Genomic DNA, 18,055 nt, shown 5'->3' with positions numbered 1-18,055 from the left:
ACCGCTACCGCCCGGTCGGCAGTACCCGGCGCAGGAATTCCACCCCGGCGTCGAACCCGGGACCCATGATCCCCTGGTGATCGGTGTCGAAGGCGCGGTACTCGTATTCCGTTCCGGCGAGGTCGAATTCGAATGCCAACGCCTGTGTCAGCATCGGCGGCACCGCGGTGTCGCGGGTGCCCTGAGCGAGAAAGATCGGCTGGCGATATCCATCGGCCGGTATCGCGACGTATCTGCCGATCGCCTGCCTGGCGGCTTCGTCGAACAGCGGACGCGCCAGCAACTCGCCGAGCCCGCGCCCACCGATAACCGTCGGCCACCGGTCCTGGCATGCGGTTCTCAGCTCACTCAGCACCTGACGGCCCACCGGTGTCAAATACGGGGTCAGGTCGAAACTCGGATCGGTGGCCCACATTCCGGCCAGGAAGGCACTGACGAGAACCGCCGCGCCCGCTATCGAATTGTCCAGCAGCGGTGAACGCGGGATGTGCGGTCCGGCAAGCGGAAACAAGTACTCGAGCTGAGAACCTGGCGCCAATGCCGCCGCGCCGCGGTAGTCGAGTTCGGGCGCGTACGTCGATGCCAGACGGGCGGTCGCCAGCGCGGCATGGCCGCCCTGCGACACCCCGAACACCGCCCAGCTGTTCGACACCGTGTCGGTGAATTGCCTTGCGGCGCGGACGATATCAATGGTGGCGGTGGCCTCGGTACGCGAGTTCAGATACGGGTGCACCTGATCGGTGACCGGGCTCATCCCGAGGTAGTCGGTGGAAACGACCGCGTAGCCGAAGTCATTGAGTCTGCGGAAGTACGGCACGTCCACCGGCAGGGTGGCCGAGGACGATGCACCACAGGTCGGACCGAGCCCCCCGGCCCCGTGATCGAAGGAGATCATCGGCCAGCCACCCGCGGGCGCAGGCCCTTCCGGCAGCATCAGCAGTCCACGGGCGAGCGTCGGCGCACCGTCAGAGCCTTCGGTGCGGTAGGTGATGATGTAGCCATCGCCCCACCCGACCGGAAAGCGTTGCGTGTCAACAAGTTCACCCGGCACCGCGGTCGCCACCGGCCATGCTACCGACAGCAGGCACGAGGCGATACCGACTACGAGCAATAGCCGGACCAGGGTACGAATCATCGAGGTCCCTGCCCATATACCCGTTTGAAGTGCTTCATAAAGCCATCCCAACAAATCCGAAAATCATGATTTTCGACTTTGCCAGCGGGAGTGGCTGTCGCAAAGCCCCAAGACCTGGGGCCATTACATTCGGCGGGATCGCTCGAGCGCGAAAAGTGGCGACTGGCCCCAGGTTCGAGTCCCTTCCAACGGCTTGGCGCTGACCGCGGAGGCCGACAGTTGACCCTGACGCAGGGTCAACCCTTCAGCATGTGGGCATGACTACGAAAGCCGAGCAATTCACGGTCCGCCACGATGGTGTCACGATCCCCATTTCTCGCGGCGGCGAAGGGCGACCGTTGGTCCTGTGCCCCGGTCTGACTTCCACTCGAACCGAACTGCACGAACTCATCGAGCTGTTACGGCGCGACTTCGACGTGGTGACCTTCGACCTGCGCGGCCACGGCCTTTCCTCGGCTGCCGACCGGTACTCCTTCGATGCCTTCCTCGGCGATCTCGTCGCCGTGATGGCGGAGCTGGCCCGCCGCGGCCTGCCCACGGCACCGATACTCGCCGGCCACTCGTACGGCGCGGACCTGATCGTGCACTATGCCGCCGAGTATCCCCACACCGTTGGCGAGCTCATTGTGATCGACGGGGCGGTCCCGGTGCCCGCACCGTTCATCACCGAGGCTGACCTACCGGAGTTCCGTGCAATGTGGGAGAACCTGGCGACATGGCAGGAGACCGTTCGGGGCACCCCGCGTCAGGTGCTGCTCACACCACAGCAAATCCTCGACCTCAATCTCGAGCTGGATGTGATCCGGTCCGGAATCGATCTCGAGATCGATGTGGTCGGGTCCGGAATCATCGACCGGTACCGCAAGATCGACTGTCCCATCCGCCTGATCGTGGCGACCACGATGGCCGGGGACAGCGTCGAAGGGCGTGCACCGCGGCACAATCGGCTCTGGCGGGCCGGCATCGAACGGCTCGTCCGCGAGCGGCCACACATCGCCACCTCCTGGCTCGATGCCACGCACGCGCTGGTCGTCACCCACGCCCCGGCAATCGCCCAGCTCGTCCGCGATGTGCAAACTCCGGCGGGCCAGCCGAGTTCTCGAGCCGCTCCCAGGTCCGGGAGACTGGACCGATGCTGACCATCGGCGAGCTGGCGTCGTACGCCGGAGTAACCGTGCGCGCGGTGCGGCACTACCACGCCACAGGGCTATTGCCGGAGCCGGAACGGGACCACTCCGGCTATCGCAGATACGACGCCGGTGCCGTGGTCGAGTTGATAAAGATCCGGACCCTCGCCCAGGCCGGAGTCCCGCTAGCGCGCGTACGCGAACTACTCCGAGCCGACACCGAGGAGTTCGCCGCGGCGGTCGCCGAAATCGATAAGCGGCTACGGGCGGAAATCCGCCAGCGGCAGCGGCACCGCCAGCAGATCGCCCGCCTCGCCGCAGGCGACAATCTGGCGCTGCCACCGGAGGTAGTCGAGTTCCTCGACCAATTACGGGCACTCGGCGTCGACGAACGAATCGTCCAGGTCGAACGCGACGGCTGGATCCCACTGGCCGCATACACCCCCGAACGAGTCCCGGAGTTGATCACCCGCAAGCGGCACCAAATCACCCACCCCCAACTCATCGACTTCTACCTCACCCTCAGCCGGGCCCTCGACCAGACCGACAACGACTCAATGCTCACCGAGCTGGTCGACAAGCTAGCCACCTACCTCACCCAGCTCGCCGACGACCAGGGCGAGGACTACGTCAGCGGCAACATCGAACCAACATTGATCGCACTACTCGACACGCTGGCTCTCGACACCGCCCCACCAACCCGCCGCCTGATCGAACTCCTGACCCAGCGAGGCTGGCACGGCTGGACCAACCTCGAGCGCGTGCACCCGCCAGGTATTGCGACCGAAACCCGAAGACCAGGGCAGTAGGGCTAGGGATGGTGCGGCAACGGCAGCGGAGGTTGCTGTGCGTTGCTTACGAACTGGCGACGCCTGTTCCGGAGGGCAGCGCGGCGGTTGTCGAGAAGTTCGGCCCCAGAAGGCGTCTCGATGCCGAGATCATCGCGAAGCGCGCGGCGTAGCAGCCGGACCGCATAACCCAGTGTCTCTGCCAAATAATGATCAACCGCAGTGACTTGCGCTGGTTCGGATGGATCGACATCGAGGACCGCTTGGCGGCCTACATCCATGCACCGGCTGACCTCGGACGCGACGGCAAGAGCCGGATCGGACAAGACCATTTGGGCACGCGAGTAGCTGTCGCGAAGCTTCTCCCAGGCAGCTTCGAACCTTTCCCGATCTGACTCAGTGCCCCTTCTTTCCGCGAGATACCGCCGAGCAGCGGTCCGGAAGTAGTGGGCTGCCGAGTTCAGATCGGCATACGCAGAGCGCTTCTCATCTGTAGCCTCTTTGCGGGCAAGCTCCCGAAGCTCGTCGGTACGCAGCGCACGCTGCAGCCGTGCGTCGATCCGCTTACCGCGGATTGCGAAGATCTGTGTCACGACCGCGCCGCCAAGTGTCCCCGCAACAGTCATCGCGGCAACCGCGACATTCGACCAGTCCTGGCTCATAGCACGCGATTGTCCCGGATCGTGTATCCCCGCGTCCGGCAAGAGAACAAGATGCGGTCGCCAGCGCGAGCTATCGCTTGTTGGGGGCGGGAACGGGTAGGGGTCGCCGGGGTACCGGTTCGGACACGACGATCGAGGTGGTGGTTTGGCCGAACATGAGGAATCCGTCGAGCACCTCCTCGAGCTGAGCGATCGACGGACCGTGCACCTTGAGTAGGAAGCAGTCCTCGCCGGTGATGCGGTAGCACTCGACCACCTGTGGTGTGTCCTGTGCCGCTGCAACGATTTTGGGGAGTTGGCCAGGGCCGGGGCGGATGCGGACCAGCGCGGTCACGGGCATGCCGAAGGCGGCCGGGTCGACCTCCATCCGAAAGCCGGTGATCACACCGCTCTGCTCCAGTCGCTGCACCCGCTCGGTGACCGCCGGTGCCGACATGCCGACTCGGCGAGCGAGTTCGGACATGGACAGCCGCGGATTCTCGTGCAGCTCGTTGAGCAGCCGCACATTCACCTCGTCCAGCAGCCGCGATCGGTCGGTGAAGGAATCTTGGCCATTTGACCTTAATTTTCCAGACAACTCACGCCATCTTCCTGGATAGTGCCATTCCGGCTGCGCGTATTTCTTTGGAAGATACTCCGCATGACTACACCGTCCGGGATCGCTCCACGGCGAACGGCGCCGCGGGTGCCCGCACCGGCGTACTTCGGCATCAGCGCGATCTTCCACTACTTGGGTCCGGCCTTCGCCGTGTTGCTGTTCGCCCGCGTGGACGTGCTCGGCGTGGCATGGCTGCGGATCGCCTGTGCCGCAATAATATTCGCGGCGTGGCGCGGCCCGTGGCGACTGTTCCGAGGCCGCACACCAGAGCAGCGGTGGGTGCTGCTCGGGCTCGGTGTGGTGCTCGCTGCCATGAACGCGACGTTCTACCTGGCCATCGCGCGGCTCCCGCTGGCCACCGTCGGGGCGATCGAATTCCTCGGCACGATCGTGCTCGCCGCGATCGGTGTGCGGAACCGCCGCAACGTGATCGCCCTCGTGCTCGCCGTGGGCGGGGTGGTCGCGTTGGTCGATATCCGACTGGCCGGTGAGCCGCTCGGGTTCGTCTTCGCGTTCGTCAACTGCGCACTGTTCATGCTCTATGTGGTCCTCGGCCACCGGATCGCCAACACCGGCGGCGGGCTCTCCGGAATCGACCAACTCGGTGCCGCGATGCTGATCGCCGCGGTGGTCGCGACACCGTTCTGCCTCGGCGCCGCGGTCCCGGCCTTTACCAGCCCGGCGACGCTGCTGGCCGGAGTGGGCGTGGCCATCTGCTCGTCGGTCATCCCCTACGTGACCGACCAACTCGCCATGGCCCGGTTACGCCGGGACACCTTCGCACTGATGCTGAGCATCCTGCCCGCGGTCGCGACGGTGATCGGGATCGTGGTGCTCACCCAGGTCCCCACCGTTCAGGAACTGCTCGGCATCGCGTTGATCGCCGGGGGCGTCTTGGTCCACCAGGAAATACAGGAAAGCAAGGAGAACTGATGGAATACATCCGGTTGGGCATGTCCGGTCTCACCGTATCCCGGATCTGCCTCGGCATGATGAGCTATGGCAGTCCAGACTCGCGGGAGTGGATGCTCGGCGAGGAGGCCGCGGAGCCGATTGTCCGGCAGGCCGTCGAGTCGGGGGTGACATTCTTCGACACCGCGGACATGTACTCCGACGGGATCAGCGAGTTGATCACCGGGCGGTTGCTCGCCAAGCTGTTTCCCCGCCGTGACGACTACGTGCTGGCCACCAAGGTCTACTTCCCGACCGGGTCCGGCCCGAACGACAAGGGCTTGTCCCGCAAGCACATCATGGCCGCCATCGACGCCTCGCTCGACCGGCTGGGTGTCGACCACGTCGACCTGTACCAAATCCACCGCTGGGACTACGAGACTCCGATCGAGGAGACGATGAACGCGCTCAACGACGTGGTCTCGGCCGGAAAGGCCAGATACATCGGCGCGTCGAGCATGTTCGCCTGGCAGTTCGCCAAGGCACAGCACGTCGCCGAGACACACGGCTGGACCAAGTTCGTCTCCATGCAGAACCATTACAACCTCGCCTACCGCGAGGAGGAACGGGAGATGATCCCACTCTGCCTCGACCAGGGTGTCGGCATCATTCCGTGGAGCCCGCTGGGACGCGGACTGCTGACCGGCTCCCGCGAACGTGGTGGAGAACAGACCACCGTGCGTTCCGGTTCCGACCCCATCGCGGACGCCATGTACACCGACGACGACTTCGACGTTGTCGACGCGGTGCGCACAGTCGCCGCCGAGCGTGATCTGCCGCCGGCCCAGATCGCGCTGGCTTGGCTACTCGGCCAGCCCGGGGTAACCGCGCCGATCATCGGAGCGACCAAGACCAAACACCTGGAGGACGCGGTCGCCGCAGTGCGAATACGACTGAGCGAGGACGAGGTGGCCACGCTGCAGGCGCCGTACCGGCCGCATGCCGTGCTCGGGCACCAGTAAAAAGTCCCGGCGCAGAACACCCGCGTAGGAGATTCGGTCCACCCAATCCTTCAGTCGCACCGCGCCTTCGGTGCTCGGGTTTGACGCTACGTCGTGCAGAAATCGATGAGGGCGCGAGCGACCTGGCCGGGGGCGTTCTCGGTGGGGATGTGCGCTGCTTGCGGGATACGGTGCAGCCTGGCTCGCGGGATCTCGGTGACGAACTTCTCGGCGTACTCCACCTTTTCGAAGGCGTCGTCCGCACCCCAGACCAGCAACTTGGGTGCCGTGGACCGCCGCAGCGCGGGAACGAGATCAAGGGTGTAGCGACTGTCGGCCGCCCGCACCATGGCCAGCCAGGAGCGGCGGACCCTCGGGTCGGTCCACGGATCCAGATAGTCAGCGATTCGCTGTTCGGTAGCGGCACCGGCCAGATCCGTTGTCACGGCCTGCCGCCGGGCGGCGAGTAGGTCGTCGGGGGTGGTCGCCGCGATGAGGTCCGGGTCTCGGAACCGCGCCACGTGGGGCGACGGCCAGGAGTCGTAGGCGACGGAGTTGACCAGGGCCAGCCGGGACACATCCAGCCGATCGTGGGCCAGCAGATGCTGGGCGACGGCGCCGCCGATGTCATGACCTGCCACGGCGATCGGCCCAGAGATCCGCAACGCGGAAGCGAATCGCCGTACCCACTCCGCGAGAGCCGGGACCGTGGCCGTCTCCGGAGTGAGCTCGCCGCCCGAGCGCCCCAGCCCGGGGAAATCGACCGCTATAGGGCGAAGACCCGCCGCTGCGAGGTGGTCGAGCACGGGAAGCCATACCCGGCTCCAATAGGTGCCGTGCAGCAGCAAAACGGTGGGGCCATCCTGTTCTACGGTCAGGTAACTGGCCATCTCACCGTCGACCTGAACCGAAGTCCTCAGCGCTTCAGTGGTTTCACTCATCCGACCACTGTGCCGGGAGCCGATCTCATTGCCGAGAGTCCAGAAAGACATCCTTGGGTACATTCCTGCCATCGCATCGGTAACGCCGCTCGAGTTCAGTCCGATAGACCGGCCATGAGTCTGAAAAGTGGTTCCGTACAACAGTTCCCGGTTCGGGCCGGTGCGATCGCCACGACGATCGCGGCTGCGGTGGTCGGGTTCGCCGGACCCGCCAGCGCCATCCCCTCCGATCCGGTCGTTCAGTTCACCCCCACCCTGTCGCGGGTCCCGGGTGGTAACTGCGCGGCGATCATCAACGGCGAGACCGTGCCCCAGCCGCAGTCCGGTTCATTCGGTGTTCGAGTGAAGATCACCCAGACCGGGCAGTCGTGCGAGCCTTATCGAGTCGCGGTGCGCTTCCGGAACCTGGATTCCGGATACAGCGACGGACAGATGCACCGCGTCGACGGGAACGGCGTCATCGACGCGCCGGACGGCGTGATCACCGGCTTCGGCACGGCGCCGGGCGCAGGCCGGGTGGAAGCTTGGATCGTGACGCTCGACATGAGCCACCCGCAGCCCCTGGAGTTGGAGCACATGGCGGGCCGCGCGACGTTCACGCTCGGCTGAGAACAGCGTCAATGGTGTTGCGCCTGGCCTGATCTGGGTTGGTCAGGTAGTGGTCGGGTAGTTGGCTTGGAAGGCGAGCCGCCGGTCGGCAGCCGCGGCGATGCGGGTGAGCTCGTCGTCCAGGACCATGAATGCCTGCCACGGCTCGCTGCCGTCGGCGGCGGCGAGACGTTGCACGATCAGCTGCTCGAGTTCGGGAACTCGCTTACCCTTCCAGATCTTGTCAGCAAGGCTGACCAGCAGATCGTCCACGCCGACGCCGACCTCGGACCAGGACGCGTGGGTTCGCGCGAACCTGGCGAGTTCCGCGCCGACACCATGCTCGAGCAGAAGGCGGTATCCGTCCTGCTCATGTGCTGACCCCGGCGCGGACAACTCTTCTGGATGGATGACCTTGCCGATATCGTGTGTCGCCGCCCCGAACAGCACCGCGTCCGGGTTGACCGCCACCGCCGCATAGTTGGTTCGGACCCAGGCGACCAACTCGCAGGCCACATCGTGCACAACCCGCAAATGCGCCCCAAGCCTGGGCGGAGCATCCACACTTCGAAGCAGGAGCTCCACCCGTCCCGGCAGCCGCCGAAGATCAGGATCAGCTCGATCAGTCAGAGCTCGCTGCAGCACTAACGAGGACACGGCAGCCACAGTAGCCTGCTACGGGGTCGGGCACCGTGCGCCGCTGACGGGCTCGAATGTGGACTCGCCAGCCCCCGAACACCGCGCGCAGATCGTCGGCATCATCGAAATCGACTACGGCGGTGAACAGATCACCCTCGATCGACGCCGCGTAACACGGCGCACCTTTGCCGATCGCACCATCCCCTCTGCAGCAACAGCTTTCGGCACAGCGCGACGAGCGCACCTCGAGGGCATGGTGGATGTGTGGGTTCTGCTGAAGGTCGGCGTGATGAGTGGCGAGCGCGATGTGGTCGATCAGGTGTCGAGGTCAACTGCGTCCGGTGGCGGTGAAACGTCGCTTGGCTGTGCCGAATTGGGAGCCGGTAGCAGGCGGGTATCGGGGTGTCGGGCTTGGAACCGGGCAAGGGCCGCAGCGGTGACGTTGGTGTCCTCGAGGGTGATGTGCTTGAACCGGTGGCGCTCGAGGTGCGACAGGACGGCATCGGTGACGGGCGTGTTTCGCAGGGACAGCGAGCTGATCTGGGGGTTTCCCTCGAGTAGCGTCACGATGTCTCGGTCGGTGCCCTCAGCGAGGCTGACGATCAGATAATCGGCGCTGCCGGATAGCCGGACCGAGCCGACGAGCCTGGTTGCGGTGAGGGTCACGAACCAGAACGACTGCGGGAAGCATCCGTCCAACCACAACGCATTGTCGGCTTGGAGATCCAGCCACATGAGATGGGGAACACTGGCGGGCAAGGCCGGCTGCGCCCACTGGCGATCGGGCAGATTGCGAATCCAGAGATGTTCGAGCGCATCGAGGCGGACCTCGGCGCCGACGTGGAAAGCGCTGGAGTCTGCCAGGTGCAGTTGCAATGTCCGTAGTTTCGGAAAGCGGGTGAAAGCAGCCAGGCCAGTAGTACACGCGTGGTGTTTGATGAGCTCCACATTCGGCAGGTCGGGGATCGCCGACAATGATCGGCGGTCGAACTCGTCGGTCATGATCTCCAGAGAGCGCACTCGCTCCGGTGCCGCGGTCAGCATGGCGAGATCGTCGCGGTCCCAGCATTCGACTTCGGTGTGAATGCTGACTCGGGGGCCGTCGAAGGCCATGGGCAGCCCTATCCCGGGCGGGGAAAGCCCGGGCGCATGGAACGGTGCGATACCGTCGCCGTCATAAAGCCTGTTCTCTTCGGCGGTGAAGCGGCCACAGCATACGAGCTTGACGATCGTCGACCCGCCGAATACGGCGGCGACCGATACGTTCACCCACTCGGGTACGCGACCATCACGCCACAATGCGCTGACCGCGGTCTCGAAGTCGCATCGGCGCAACGCCGTAGCGCGGTGGTAGGAGCTGTCCTCGGGAAATCTGACCTCGCCCGGTTGCGCCGGATTCCCATCGTAAGACTGATTCAGCCGGACTCGGAACAGCAGCGATGCCGGTAGCTCCTCGATCGCCCTGTTCCGGGCGAATTCCAAGGCGGCCGCAGCCGCGGCCGCGAGCCGTTCGGCGAAAAGGTCGCGATCCACTCACCGAGGCTATGCGCCGGACGGCATGCACGCCAGCCGCCAGGAATAGGGTCTGCAACCGAACACCGTGGGCGGCAACGCAATTGCGCGACGACCCAGGGAGGAACTAGCGCGGGACGCTCAGGCAGGCGACCCTGGCGCCTGCCATGCCGGCGTTACCGTCTGTGGTGTCGGTCTTCTTCTCGTGCAGGACGATCGAGCCGGGTTGGCCCTTGCGGAAGATCCACTCGACGGTGGAGACCTGGGTGGCCCTGCCGCGCTCGTCGGTGGTGAAGTCGAGCCAGAGCTCGTTTTGCGGGTTGGCATATCTCGCGTCCATGGACATCTTGTCCTTGGCGTTGGGGTCTTCCACGTTCTGGTAGTGGAAGCCGGAGTCGGCTGGTTTCGGGCCACAGGCCTTCAGGTGCGCGTGTGAGCCGTAGACGCGGTTCGGGAGGAGTCCGGCGACGGTCAGGACGGCCGTGGTCTTCTTGTCGTCATTGACGGCGACGATCATGGCACGGCTGCCAGCGGGGGCGAGCGTCTCGTCGTACGTGACGGCGACGGCACCGTCCCGCCAGGGCGCGAAGGTCCCTGCGGAAACGATGGGTCCACCAGCGCTCGCTGGTGCTGCGGGAAACAGGAGAACGGCGGCAATGGCGCCGAGGAAAAATGGCTTGCAATTCATGCGACCAGGCTCCGCCGAGGTCACAAACCACGTCAATGCGTCATGTGGGGAATTCAACGCCGGAGACCTGCAGCCCCTGCTGGAGCGGGCCCCTGCGATAGGCGTTGCGCGAGTGGGGATTTGGTCGCGAACCCGCTCTCGGCTGGTACCCTGGCCTGCGCGCGTGTCCTTGGCCCAACGCCGACGGGACGATGTAGGCAGGCCACCAACACCGTCCCGCCACCAACACCGTCCCGCCGCCGACGCGAGGTCCCCGCGGACCAGCAACTAACACGGAACCTGGCACGCACGACCGCGACGAATTGCCTCCTCGTGGCCACGCTGGAGTTGCTCAGCAATCGCTCTGCTGATTTTGAGCCCGGTCATATCTTCGATCCACAGGTACTGGCCGTTGGGATTTATTTCCAGAAATACATAGCGTCCATCTTTGCATTTGATCATATCGATGGCGCCGAACTCCAGATCTAGCTCCTCGACCAGGCTCACACATTTTTGGCGCACCTCGATGGGAAGTTCGTGCACGCGATGTTCTATGGCGAGCACATCTCCACGTCTCCAGTCGACGGATGCGTCCTGGTGTGATTGCGAATCCAATTCAGCCGCGAAGACCGATCGGCCTACAACAGTTACGCGAAGCTCGACGTCTTTCTCGATGTACTCTTGAAACAGTGCCGGGCACGCCGAGAACCGGGAAATACCTGCTTCGATGGTCGACTGATCGAGCAGTGACGCATATATCTCGCCGACGACTGTCCCTGGATCCCACCTGCCCGCCCGCTCGAACAGCGCCCCATCACCCACCGGCTTATAGATGACACCTCCCGCAATATTCGATATGAACGCACGCGCGGTTGTCGGATCATTTGTGTAAACAGTCCTGGGAACGTTGAAGCCCAAGCGAGCGGCCGTGCGCAACTGACGTAGCTTGTTCGACGCCTTGTTGATATTGTCCAGCGGACTGATCCAATACGCGTGCCGAAGTGCATCATAGAGCCCGCGCAGACCCTCGCGAGATTCACCGAAAGCAAACTCTCGTTCGTGCGGTCCAGTCTCAGGATGGAGGCGGGGCAGGCCCGGCTTGCGGTACCAGACCGCGTGCACCTCGGAACTTTTCGCAACCGAGCCGTCTTCGAGGGAGAAGGTGCAAAGATCTGCACCTTCTCCAATCGACTGCGACATGGTCATACTTGTTGGAAAGTCCGCGCCGTTGAGAAACCCGTATTCGATGCCCAGTTTCTCCAGTTCAACGACGACGAAATATGCGTGGATGTCCCTTCGATCACTGATGATCAGAATCATCTCAGCGCCTTCCCGCGGCAATTATGAATCAGTCACAGTCGGCGCCCCATGGATCCAAGGTCGTGCCGGTCCAAACGTAGGTCTGGTAGTAGGTGGCGCAGGCCATGAGTTTCCGGTCCGGCTCACCTCTATTTTCGGTCGGCGTCGCGACCCACTCTCGAACTGTTTGCAGCAGCTCTTCGAACGGCGCTGGCTCCAGTGCGGAGAGGTCAATGGCTGGATGCTTCGGCGGAGTCGCCACAAGCGAGCCAAAGGTTGCCCCTGTTGGTCGGGCCGCCACGCCGAGACCCGCTTGCTTTCGCTCAGCTCCATACACCTCCGCTGTCAGCGGAGCCTGCTCCCTCGCTACCGTCGCAACCGAGTTCCCACGAGTAGATTGCATGCTGTCCTCCTGTTCGGCTTCACAGCCTTGAAACTCTGATGAACAAAGTGTCGTAGCTGCCAACGCCCTCGACCAGACAGCGTTCCGCTCAACGAACCCGAAACATGCGGCCCGGCGGTCGACCGTGAGGCACGGCGAGAGGCCTTGCGTGCTGGCGCTTTTGGTTACCGACTGCTGCGGCCGAGTCAGTTCCGCTTCAAGCTGCCGACGCTGAGCGATCCGGTCGTGGCGGTTCCCAGCTTCTTTTCTGCCGTGCGGACGTAGTCGACGGGGTCCTTGTCTACGGGCTCTACGCCGGCGTAGTTTCGCGCCTCGTAGGCGGCGAAGGCGACGGCCAGCTGGTGACGTTGCGAGAGCCCGGCCAGGCGGCGGAAGTCGGTTAGGCCCTCGCGTTCTTCCTCGGCCATGTGGTCGCTGTTGGCCAAGTTTGCCGCTGCGACAGCGGCGTACCAGTCATCGGTGCCGACCTTATGGCGCGCCACCTCGGCGATCGCGTCCCTGATCTCGTTGTGGTCGTGGATGGCGTCGAGGGTCTCGTCCTCCACCCGGGCCGCGCGGCGGGCCTCGATACCCGCCTGCAGCAGGACGGGGTAGAAGATCTCCTCCTCCGCCAGCGCGTGTAGCTCGAGGAAGGCCGCCAGCCTGTCCCAGATCGCGGAAAGCACGGCGGTATCCGCGCGATCGATCTGCTCCAGGATCGCGAACAGCCGCCGCTGCTCACGGTGGTCGTCGAGGATCAGCTCGGTAATGTCCACAATTCCTCCCTGATGCCGCACTTCAGGTCAGTACTGGACGCCAAGACAGACTGCCCGTTGGGGCAACTGGCATGTCCCTTGGATCGACGATAACGCACCGCCCTTGCTGGCCGCGTCCGCTGCACCGTCCATGGGTGTCAATTTGTCGGGAATCCTGGGTTGCGGTCCGACCGATCGGCAGCGGGATTGCTGGTGCGTTGATGGTCGAGTGGTGTCAGTGGCGGGTCAGGTGTGTGTCAGCACGGTGTCAGCCAGCCCGGCGAAAGTGTGTACATCGAACACAGCGACCGGCACCCACAACGGTTCCCGTCACTGCCACAACCGATTCCGAGGAGTACACGACATGTCGATCACCATCACCCTGACCGACCAGGACAAGGCCACCCTGCGCACCGCCGCCTACGGCGCCGTCTCGCTGATGAGCGCCGCCGGCGCCCCACACAAAGCCATCACCCACGGCTCCATCGCCCTGACCTCGGCAACCGGACTGGTCGGACACGTACTGGCCGCCAAGACCAAAGACATCCACCTGCCCGGCAAATCCGTGCCCGAACTCGCCGACCACGTCCTGCCCGCCCTGACCGCGGCCATGCGTCTGCTCGGCACGCAGCATCCGGTCGAGGCCGACAACTTCCGCGCCACCGTCCTGGTCGCGATCCAAGCCGCCGCCGGAACCGCCAAGAACCAGCCCAACCCCGCCGTGACCGCAATGGCCCACAAGATCACCGCAGCCCTCGACGCCTGACAAATGCCGGACCGCAGGACAACTGGTCGCGGGGTCCTCTCCGGACCCCGCGACACAGCCACCACCCGCCGAACCGCGCCCAATACGCCGTATCACCGACAACCCGAACTGCGGTGAAGGTCGCGGTGTGCGAGTAATGCGCCGATGCGCACGGAGTCCGGTCGTATCCTGGACGCGTGGAGGAAAGCGTCCCTCCGCGGGAGGCCGGTGCGGCTGCGGCGCCTGCGGTGCCCGCGCGGACGAGCGGGGGGCGAGGTAGTCGGGCCGTGGGCTTTGTGCGGCGAGCTAAACCATTCGGGGGATGGTTGGCGGCTATCGGCGCGGGCGTCGCCGCAACAGTGATTGCCGCTTTACTGGTGCCGTCGGCTTCGGATCGCGGCGTGGATCCGGAGGCGCTGCCGTTTACGGTCGTGTCCGAATCGCGACGGCCGAGCGGGGCGGGTTGGATGACGGCCCAGCCGCTGGAAAAGGCCAGTCGCCTACCGGTTTTCGACGGCAACTGGGATAGCTGGAACGACAAGTGGCAGCAGTGGGTCAACACCGTGCAAGCCGTGCCCGCGAGTGGTTTGGCCATCGATTTCACGGTCCAGGGCACCTCGGACGCCGAAGTGACGTTGACCGGTCTGGAAGTTCGGGTTACCGCACGCCGCCCAGCCTTTTCCGGAGTGCACGTCGGTGACATGGGAGCCGGTGACACGCCGTATCGCTTCGTATCAGCCGATCTCGACGTCGCCCCGCCGAAGCTTACCGACTTCTTCGATCCGACCTTCGGGCAGCGCATGCCCCCGAACCAACTCCGGCCGATCCAATTCCCCTACCAGGTAAAGATTTCCGATGCCGAGAGCTTCGAGGTGCACGCCAGTACCAGGCTGTGTGATTGCGAGTTCGTCATCGACCTCACCTGGAGCGCCCTGGGCCGCAAGGGCACAACCACCATCGACAACAAGGGCAAACCGTTCCATATCGCCGGAACCTCGGCAGCTACCGACTACTGCGTCGCGCTGCCGTATGAAGGGCACGAAAATAGTTGTCGCCCAGTTTGATCCCTGCGGTGGGCCGCTACGTCCGCACACCGGGGACCTAGCCGCCGGGCGTTCGGTCGACAGCTTCTTGAACCCAGCCGGTGTCATCGATCGCAGCATGGGTCGTCGGGTCCGCCAGCACCGCGAACACCCTGGCGGCGGGCACGGCGACAGTCAGGGTGGCGCTCACGTTCTCCTCGGGCGCGGAGTGCACGCTCCTTGTCATCTCGGGCCTCCCGCAGGCGCGGAGGAGGCGTCCCAATGTGCAGACGACGCGGCGAGGCGGAACCGATCGGTCCAGCTGAATGTGTAGCTCTTGTGGAGCTCTTGTGTAGGCGCCCGATTCGGCGGTGCGCGCTGCTACGTTCTAACCGTCGCATCGATCTGTGACGCGACTGGGACCAACACCATTTCAGTTGGTGCACAGGACAACTGGAGTTCTTGACTATGCGTATTCGTACCGCTGTCGCAACCTTCGGCGCCACCCTCGGCCTCGCCGCACTCGGCGCCGGGGTCACCGCCGGACCAGCGGCGGCATTCGAACCGTTCCATGATCCGGAATTGGGCATCATGGGCGTGGATCTCAACCGATCCGACACCGCCGCGCTGTCCAACAGCCCGCTGCCGAAACTGCTGGATCCGTTGCTGGGCAATGCCGTATACGTCACCGTCGACATCGAGTCGGACGAAGTTGTGCCGTCGATCAGCCGCGGCCCCATCCCCGGCGGCTTCTCCGGCTTTGTCGCGGATACCGCACAGTCGCGGGGTGTCATGGGAGTCATGCTGGTGGACGGAAATACCGTCCTCGTGTACCAAGCCGTGCCCCAGTCGCGGGGCTGACGTACTTCGCGGGCAGTCGTCGCGGTCCGCCGCGATCGCGACGGCTGCTCTTCTCGGCTCAGTCCTGCGTACGCCCGACTATTCTGGCATGTGCCGATCTTGCTACGTTGTGGGTTGCGTCGAGTGTCGACGCAAACTGGGACCAACGCCATTACTGTTGGCGTGTAAGAACTTTGGAGTCTATTCATGCGTATTCGCGCTACCGTCGCGACCTTGGGGATCGCGACGGGGCTGGCCACCATAACGGCGTCGTTCGGGGCGGGCCAGGCCGCCGCGTTCACCGCGATGATCGACACGGACAACGGTTCGTACTCGGTGGCGCTCAACCACTCGGAGACCGTCGCGCTGCGCGACTCACCGCTGCCCGGCATGCTGAATCCGGTGTGGCGCGATCACGGGACGGCCTTCGTCATCCCGTTCTCGGCGTACCTCGAGGACGACGACGAAGACGTGGAGACGGACGTTCATGCTGACTTGTCCGACGTGATCGCCGAGACCGCGGCCTCGGAAGACGGAGTGGTCATGCTCTCCATCGTCAACCCGGCTGACCCGTACGGCCTGACCGACGGGCGCAGCCTACTGGCCATCGGGTTCCCGCACTAGCCGGTAGGCGCGGGATCGATCGCAGTCGACGACGGTGCGCCGACCGGAGTCGGCGTACCGAGTCTGCGGAAGGGCCGAAACACGGTGAAGCGGCTGAGGTTTCAGGCGAAGTCGAAGATCGGTGGCAGTACCACGATGACTACCGTCGCCCACGCGCCGTACACCGGCAGATACCGCGTCTGCCAGCGTTCGACATCGGCGAAGCCGCGCCGCCCACGCACGAACCCGAAGCCGAGTCGCACCGACCACACGAGATTGACCAGCAGCACCAGGTTCATACCGAGCGCCACCACCTTGTTCGGCGTGAAACCGAACTCCGCGATACGCGAGAGCATCGCCGCGAGCATCACGACATCGACTGCTAGAGCACTGATTACGAGGATCAGTTGCAACCGATCGAAGGTGTCGGGCGGGAGCCGCGGATCGCGCGCGGAGATCGCGTACAGCAGTAGCCCGAGCACCAGAACGAGGATCAGGTCCATCAGGATCAGCAGATTGCGGTCGACGTCGATGACGCTGCGGTTGGTCGCGAACGCCGCGAGCAAGGCGACCAGCATGACGACGGTGAGCGGAGTGAACACGCGGGTGAGCACGGGAGCGATGTTTTCCACGACGTTCTGTTTGGCCTCGACCAGCCAGGCCGCGACGATCACCGCACCGGCGACGCCGAACGGCAGCACCCAGTCTTCGATGACCCATTCGATGTCCACGCCCAGTGTTCCGAACGCGCCGACCGTCAGGCCGATCAGCACGCCGCCACCGAAGGCAAGCAGCGTGAGGTAGACCACCCATTCGCCGGTGAATCGGATGAAATCCATTCGGCGCCGGTCGGATCGCCACTCGCCGCCGACGTAGGCGAGGCCGACGACGAACCACAACGCGATCGGCGCGTGGATCGCGGCGATGATCTCGGTCGCTCCATCGGGATCGAACGGAAAGACGTTCAGGACGACGGCGGCCAGCCCGAACGGCACCAGCAACGCCGCCGCGACGCGCGGGGTCACCTGCCGCTTCCACGCGAAATATCCAGCGAGGAACGGCAATACGAACAGGCTGAGATTGCGGCCGAAAGCCAGATCCTCGAGTACCGTGAAGCCAAGCTTCAATGCCAACGCCGCGACGACGGCGAGGGCGAGTACGACGATCAACTCACGCTTGGACCGAATGTCCGCGCCGTCCGGGTCGGCGGGCAGCAACACCAACTGTTTCCACAGACGATCGGAATGTTCACGTGCGAACTCGCGGGAGATCGAGTCCACGTTCCCCATGCGTTTGACCGCGACCAGGAACGCCTCGTCGGAGGCTAGTCCAGCGGCCGCCAGATCCGAAACCTGGTCGCGCAGATGGTCTTCCATTTCGTCGACATCAGCAGTCGATATCGCGCGATGCCGCTGGACGTATCCGCGCCACTGCCCGATCTGCGATTCCAGCTCGGCATCGGTATCCATCACGCCCATCCCTTCGCCACGGTCGGTGGCAGTTCGACGCTGTGCCAGACCTGCCCGAGTGCGTCGGCCACGACCGCCCACTGGGTGCGTCGTTCCGCGAGTGCGGCCCGTCCCGAATCGGTGATCGCATAGTGTTTGCGCCGCCGTCCGCTGTCGGAAGACTGCCAAGTCGACGTCACCTGGCCCAGCCGTTCCAGCCGGTGCAGCAGTGGATAGAGCATCCCGTCGGTCCATTGCATACGCCCGCCGGACAGCTCGTTGACCCGCTTGAGAATCGCATACCCATACGACTCGCCGTCGGCGAGTATCCCGAGCACCAGCGGCGTTGCCGACGCCGCCACCAAGTCTTTGTCGATATGCATCGGACTCCGATACCTAGATCCGCTAGGTA

At 64.5% G+C, this 18,055-nt stretch carries 20 protein-coding genes and 1 pseudogene; 9 read left to right on the top strand and 12 right to left on the bottom strand.

All coding sequences use genetic code 11. From position 1 onward, the window contains the following. Positions 1 to 4 precede the first annotated feature (4 nt). Complete coding sequence (locus KV110_RS14865) at positions 5 to 1,135, bottom strand: lipase family protein (RefSeq protein ID WP_218476696.1); 1,131 nt, start codon at positions 1,133 to 1,135, stop codon at positions 5 to 7. A 257-nt stretch (positions 1,136 to 1,392) separates the two neighbouring features. Here KV110_RS14865 and KV110_RS14860 point away from each other — a divergent pair, with 257 nt between their 5' ends. After that, entirely contained in the window at positions 1,393 to 2,274 is an 882-nt protein-coding gene (locus KV110_RS14860) for an alpha/beta fold hydrolase (protein ID WP_218476694.1), read from the top strand. Continuing rightward, positions 2,268 to 3,071, top strand: a complete 804-nt coding sequence (locus KV110_RS14855) for a MerR family transcriptional regulator (RefSeq protein WP_218476692.1) — start codon at positions 2,268 to 2,270, stop codon at positions 3,069 to 3,071. Before KV110_RS14860 ends, KV110_RS14855 begins: the two co-directional genes overlap by 7 nt. A gap of 2 nt (positions 3,072 to 3,073) precedes the next feature. Here KV110_RS14855 and KV110_RS14850 read toward each other — a convergent pair whose 3' ends face one another. Both KV110_RS14850 and KV110_RS14845 read right to left on the bottom strand, forming a co-directional pair. Further along, positions 3,074 to 3,712, bottom strand: a complete 639-nt coding sequence (locus KV110_RS14850) for a hypothetical protein (protein WP_218476690.1) — start codon at positions 3,710 to 3,712, stop codon at positions 3,074 to 3,076. 70 nt (positions 3,713 to 3,782) lie between these two features. Continuing rightward, positions 3,783 to 4,289 (bottom strand): Lrp/AsnC family transcriptional regulator, encoded by a 507-nt coding sequence (locus tag KV110_RS14845; protein ID WP_246634543.1) that lies wholly within the window; start codon positions 4,287 to 4,289, stop codon positions 3,783 to 3,785. Between the two features lie 63 nt (positions 4,290 to 4,352). Here KV110_RS14845 and KV110_RS14840 point away from each other — a divergent pair, with 63 nt between their 5' ends. Beyond that, positions 4,353 to 5,243, top strand: a complete 891-nt coding sequence (locus KV110_RS14840) for an EamA family transporter (protein WP_218476688.1) — start codon at positions 4,353 to 4,355, stop codon at positions 5,241 to 5,243. Further along, positions 5,243 to 6,223: an aldo/keto reductase gene (locus KV110_RS14835; protein WP_218476687.1), complete on the top strand. Its 981-nt coding sequence runs from the start codon at positions 5,243 to 5,245 to the stop codon at positions 6,221 to 6,223. Before KV110_RS14840 ends, KV110_RS14835 begins: the two co-directional genes overlap by 1 nt. Before the next feature lie 86 nt (positions 6,224 to 6,309). On the opposite strand, the gene KV110_RS14830 is transcribed toward KV110_RS14835, so the two are convergent. Next, on the bottom strand, positions 6,310 to 7,143 hold the full coding sequence (locus KV110_RS14830) for an alpha/beta fold hydrolase (protein ID WP_218476686.1): 834 nt from the start codon (positions 7,141 to 7,143) through the stop codon (positions 6,310 to 6,312). 114 nt (positions 7,144 to 7,257) lie between these two features. Here KV110_RS14830 and KV110_RS14825 point away from each other — a divergent pair, with 114 nt between their 5' ends. Continuing rightward, positions 7,258 to 7,752: a hypothetical protein gene (locus KV110_RS14825; protein ID WP_246634542.1), complete on the top strand. Its 495-nt coding sequence runs from the start codon at positions 7,258 to 7,260 to the stop codon at positions 7,750 to 7,752. Positions 7,753 to 7,794: 42 nt separating this feature from the next. Here the strand turns inward: KV110_RS14825 and KV110_RS14820 are convergent, their stop codons facing one another. The 5 genes from KV110_RS14820 to KV110_RS14800 form a co-directional block, all read right to left on the bottom strand. Further along, positions 7,795 to 8,256, bottom strand: a complete 462-nt coding sequence (locus KV110_RS14820) for an HD domain-containing protein (protein WP_246634732.1) — start codon at positions 8,254 to 8,256, stop codon at positions 7,795 to 7,797. Positions 8,257 to 8,685: 429 nt separating this feature from the next. Next, positions 8,686 to 9,903 carry a hypothetical protein gene (locus tag KV110_RS14815; protein ID WP_218476684.1) on the bottom strand — a complete coding sequence of 406 codons (1,218 nt, stop codon included), beginning with the start codon at positions 9,901 to 9,903 and terminating at the stop codon, positions 8,686 to 8,688. Between the two features lie 106 nt (positions 9,904 to 10,009). After that, complete coding sequence (locus KV110_RS14810; protein WP_246634541.1) at positions 10,010 to 10,570, bottom strand: superoxide dismutase family protein; 561 nt, start codon at positions 10,568 to 10,570, stop codon at positions 10,010 to 10,012. A 267-nt stretch (positions 10,571 to 10,837) separates the two neighbouring features. Beyond that, positions 10,838 to 11,869 (bottom strand): MvdC/MvdD family ATP grasp protein, encoded by a 1,032-nt coding sequence (locus tag KV110_RS14805; protein ID WP_218476683.1) that lies wholly within the window; start codon positions 11,867 to 11,869, stop codon positions 10,838 to 10,840. A gap of 567 nt (positions 11,870 to 12,436) precedes the next feature. After that, entirely contained in the window at positions 12,437 to 13,006 is a 570-nt protein-coding gene (locus tag KV110_RS14800) for a hemerythrin domain-containing protein (RefSeq protein WP_246634540.1), read from the bottom strand. Positions 13,007 to 13,349: 343 nt separating this feature from the next. Here KV110_RS14800 and KV110_RS14795 point away from each other — a divergent pair, with 343 nt between their 5' ends. Continuing rightward, the gene (locus KV110_RS14795) at positions 13,350 to 13,751 is read left to right on the top strand and encodes a hypothetical protein (protein ID WP_218476682.1); all 402 of its coding nucleotides are present in this window, start codon (positions 13,350 to 13,352) and stop codon (positions 13,749 to 13,751) included. A 446-nt stretch (positions 13,752 to 14,197) separates the two neighbouring features. After that, positions 14,198 to 14,794: a hypothetical protein gene (locus KV110_RS14790; RefSeq protein ID WP_218476681.1), complete on the top strand. Its 597-nt coding sequence runs from the start codon at positions 14,198 to 14,200 to the stop codon at positions 14,792 to 14,794. 46 nt (positions 14,795 to 14,840) lie between these two features. Here the strand turns inward: KV110_RS14790 and KV110_RS14785 are convergent. Then, positions 14,841 to 14,999: pseudogene (locus tag KV110_RS14785) on the bottom strand (polyketide cyclase); the annotation flags it as partial. A gap of 221 nt (positions 15,000 to 15,220) precedes the next feature. Between KV110_RS14785 and KV110_RS14780 the strand changes: the two are divergent. Next, positions 15,221 to 15,613 (top strand): hypothetical protein, encoded by a 393-nt coding sequence (locus tag KV110_RS14780; RefSeq protein WP_218476680.1) that lies wholly within the window; start codon positions 15,221 to 15,223, stop codon positions 15,611 to 15,613. A gap of 186 nt (positions 15,614 to 15,799) precedes the next feature. Beyond that, positions 15,800 to 16,216, top strand: a complete 417-nt coding sequence (locus KV110_RS14775) for a hypothetical protein (RefSeq protein ID WP_218476679.1) — start codon at positions 15,800 to 15,802, stop codon at positions 16,214 to 16,216. 101 nt (positions 16,217 to 16,317) lie between these two features. On the opposite strand, the gene KV110_RS14770 is transcribed toward KV110_RS14775, so the two are convergent. Both KV110_RS14770 and KV110_RS14765 read right to left on the bottom strand, forming a co-directional pair. Next, positions 16,318 to 17,664 carry a permease prefix domain 1-containing protein gene (locus KV110_RS14770; protein WP_218476678.1) on the bottom strand — a complete coding sequence of 449 codons (1,347 nt, stop codon included), beginning with the start codon at positions 17,662 to 17,664 and terminating at the stop codon, positions 16,318 to 16,320. Beyond that, a complete protein-coding gene (locus KV110_RS14765; protein ID WP_218476677.1) occupies positions 17,664 to 18,026 on the bottom strand; it encodes a PadR family transcriptional regulator in 363 nt (120 codons plus the stop codon). Before KV110_RS14765 ends, KV110_RS14770 begins: the two co-directional genes overlap by 1 nt. Positions 18,027 to 18,055 lie beyond the last annotated feature (29 nt).

The organism is Nocardia iowensis, assembly GCF_019222765.1.
GTDB classification, from domain to species: domain Bacteria; phylum Actinomycetota; class Actinomycetes; order Mycobacteriales; family Mycobacteriaceae; genus Nocardia; species Nocardia iowensis.
The sequence above is the reverse complement of the archived record's forward strand: the minus strand, read 5'-3'. Positions and strand labels throughout refer to the sequence as shown.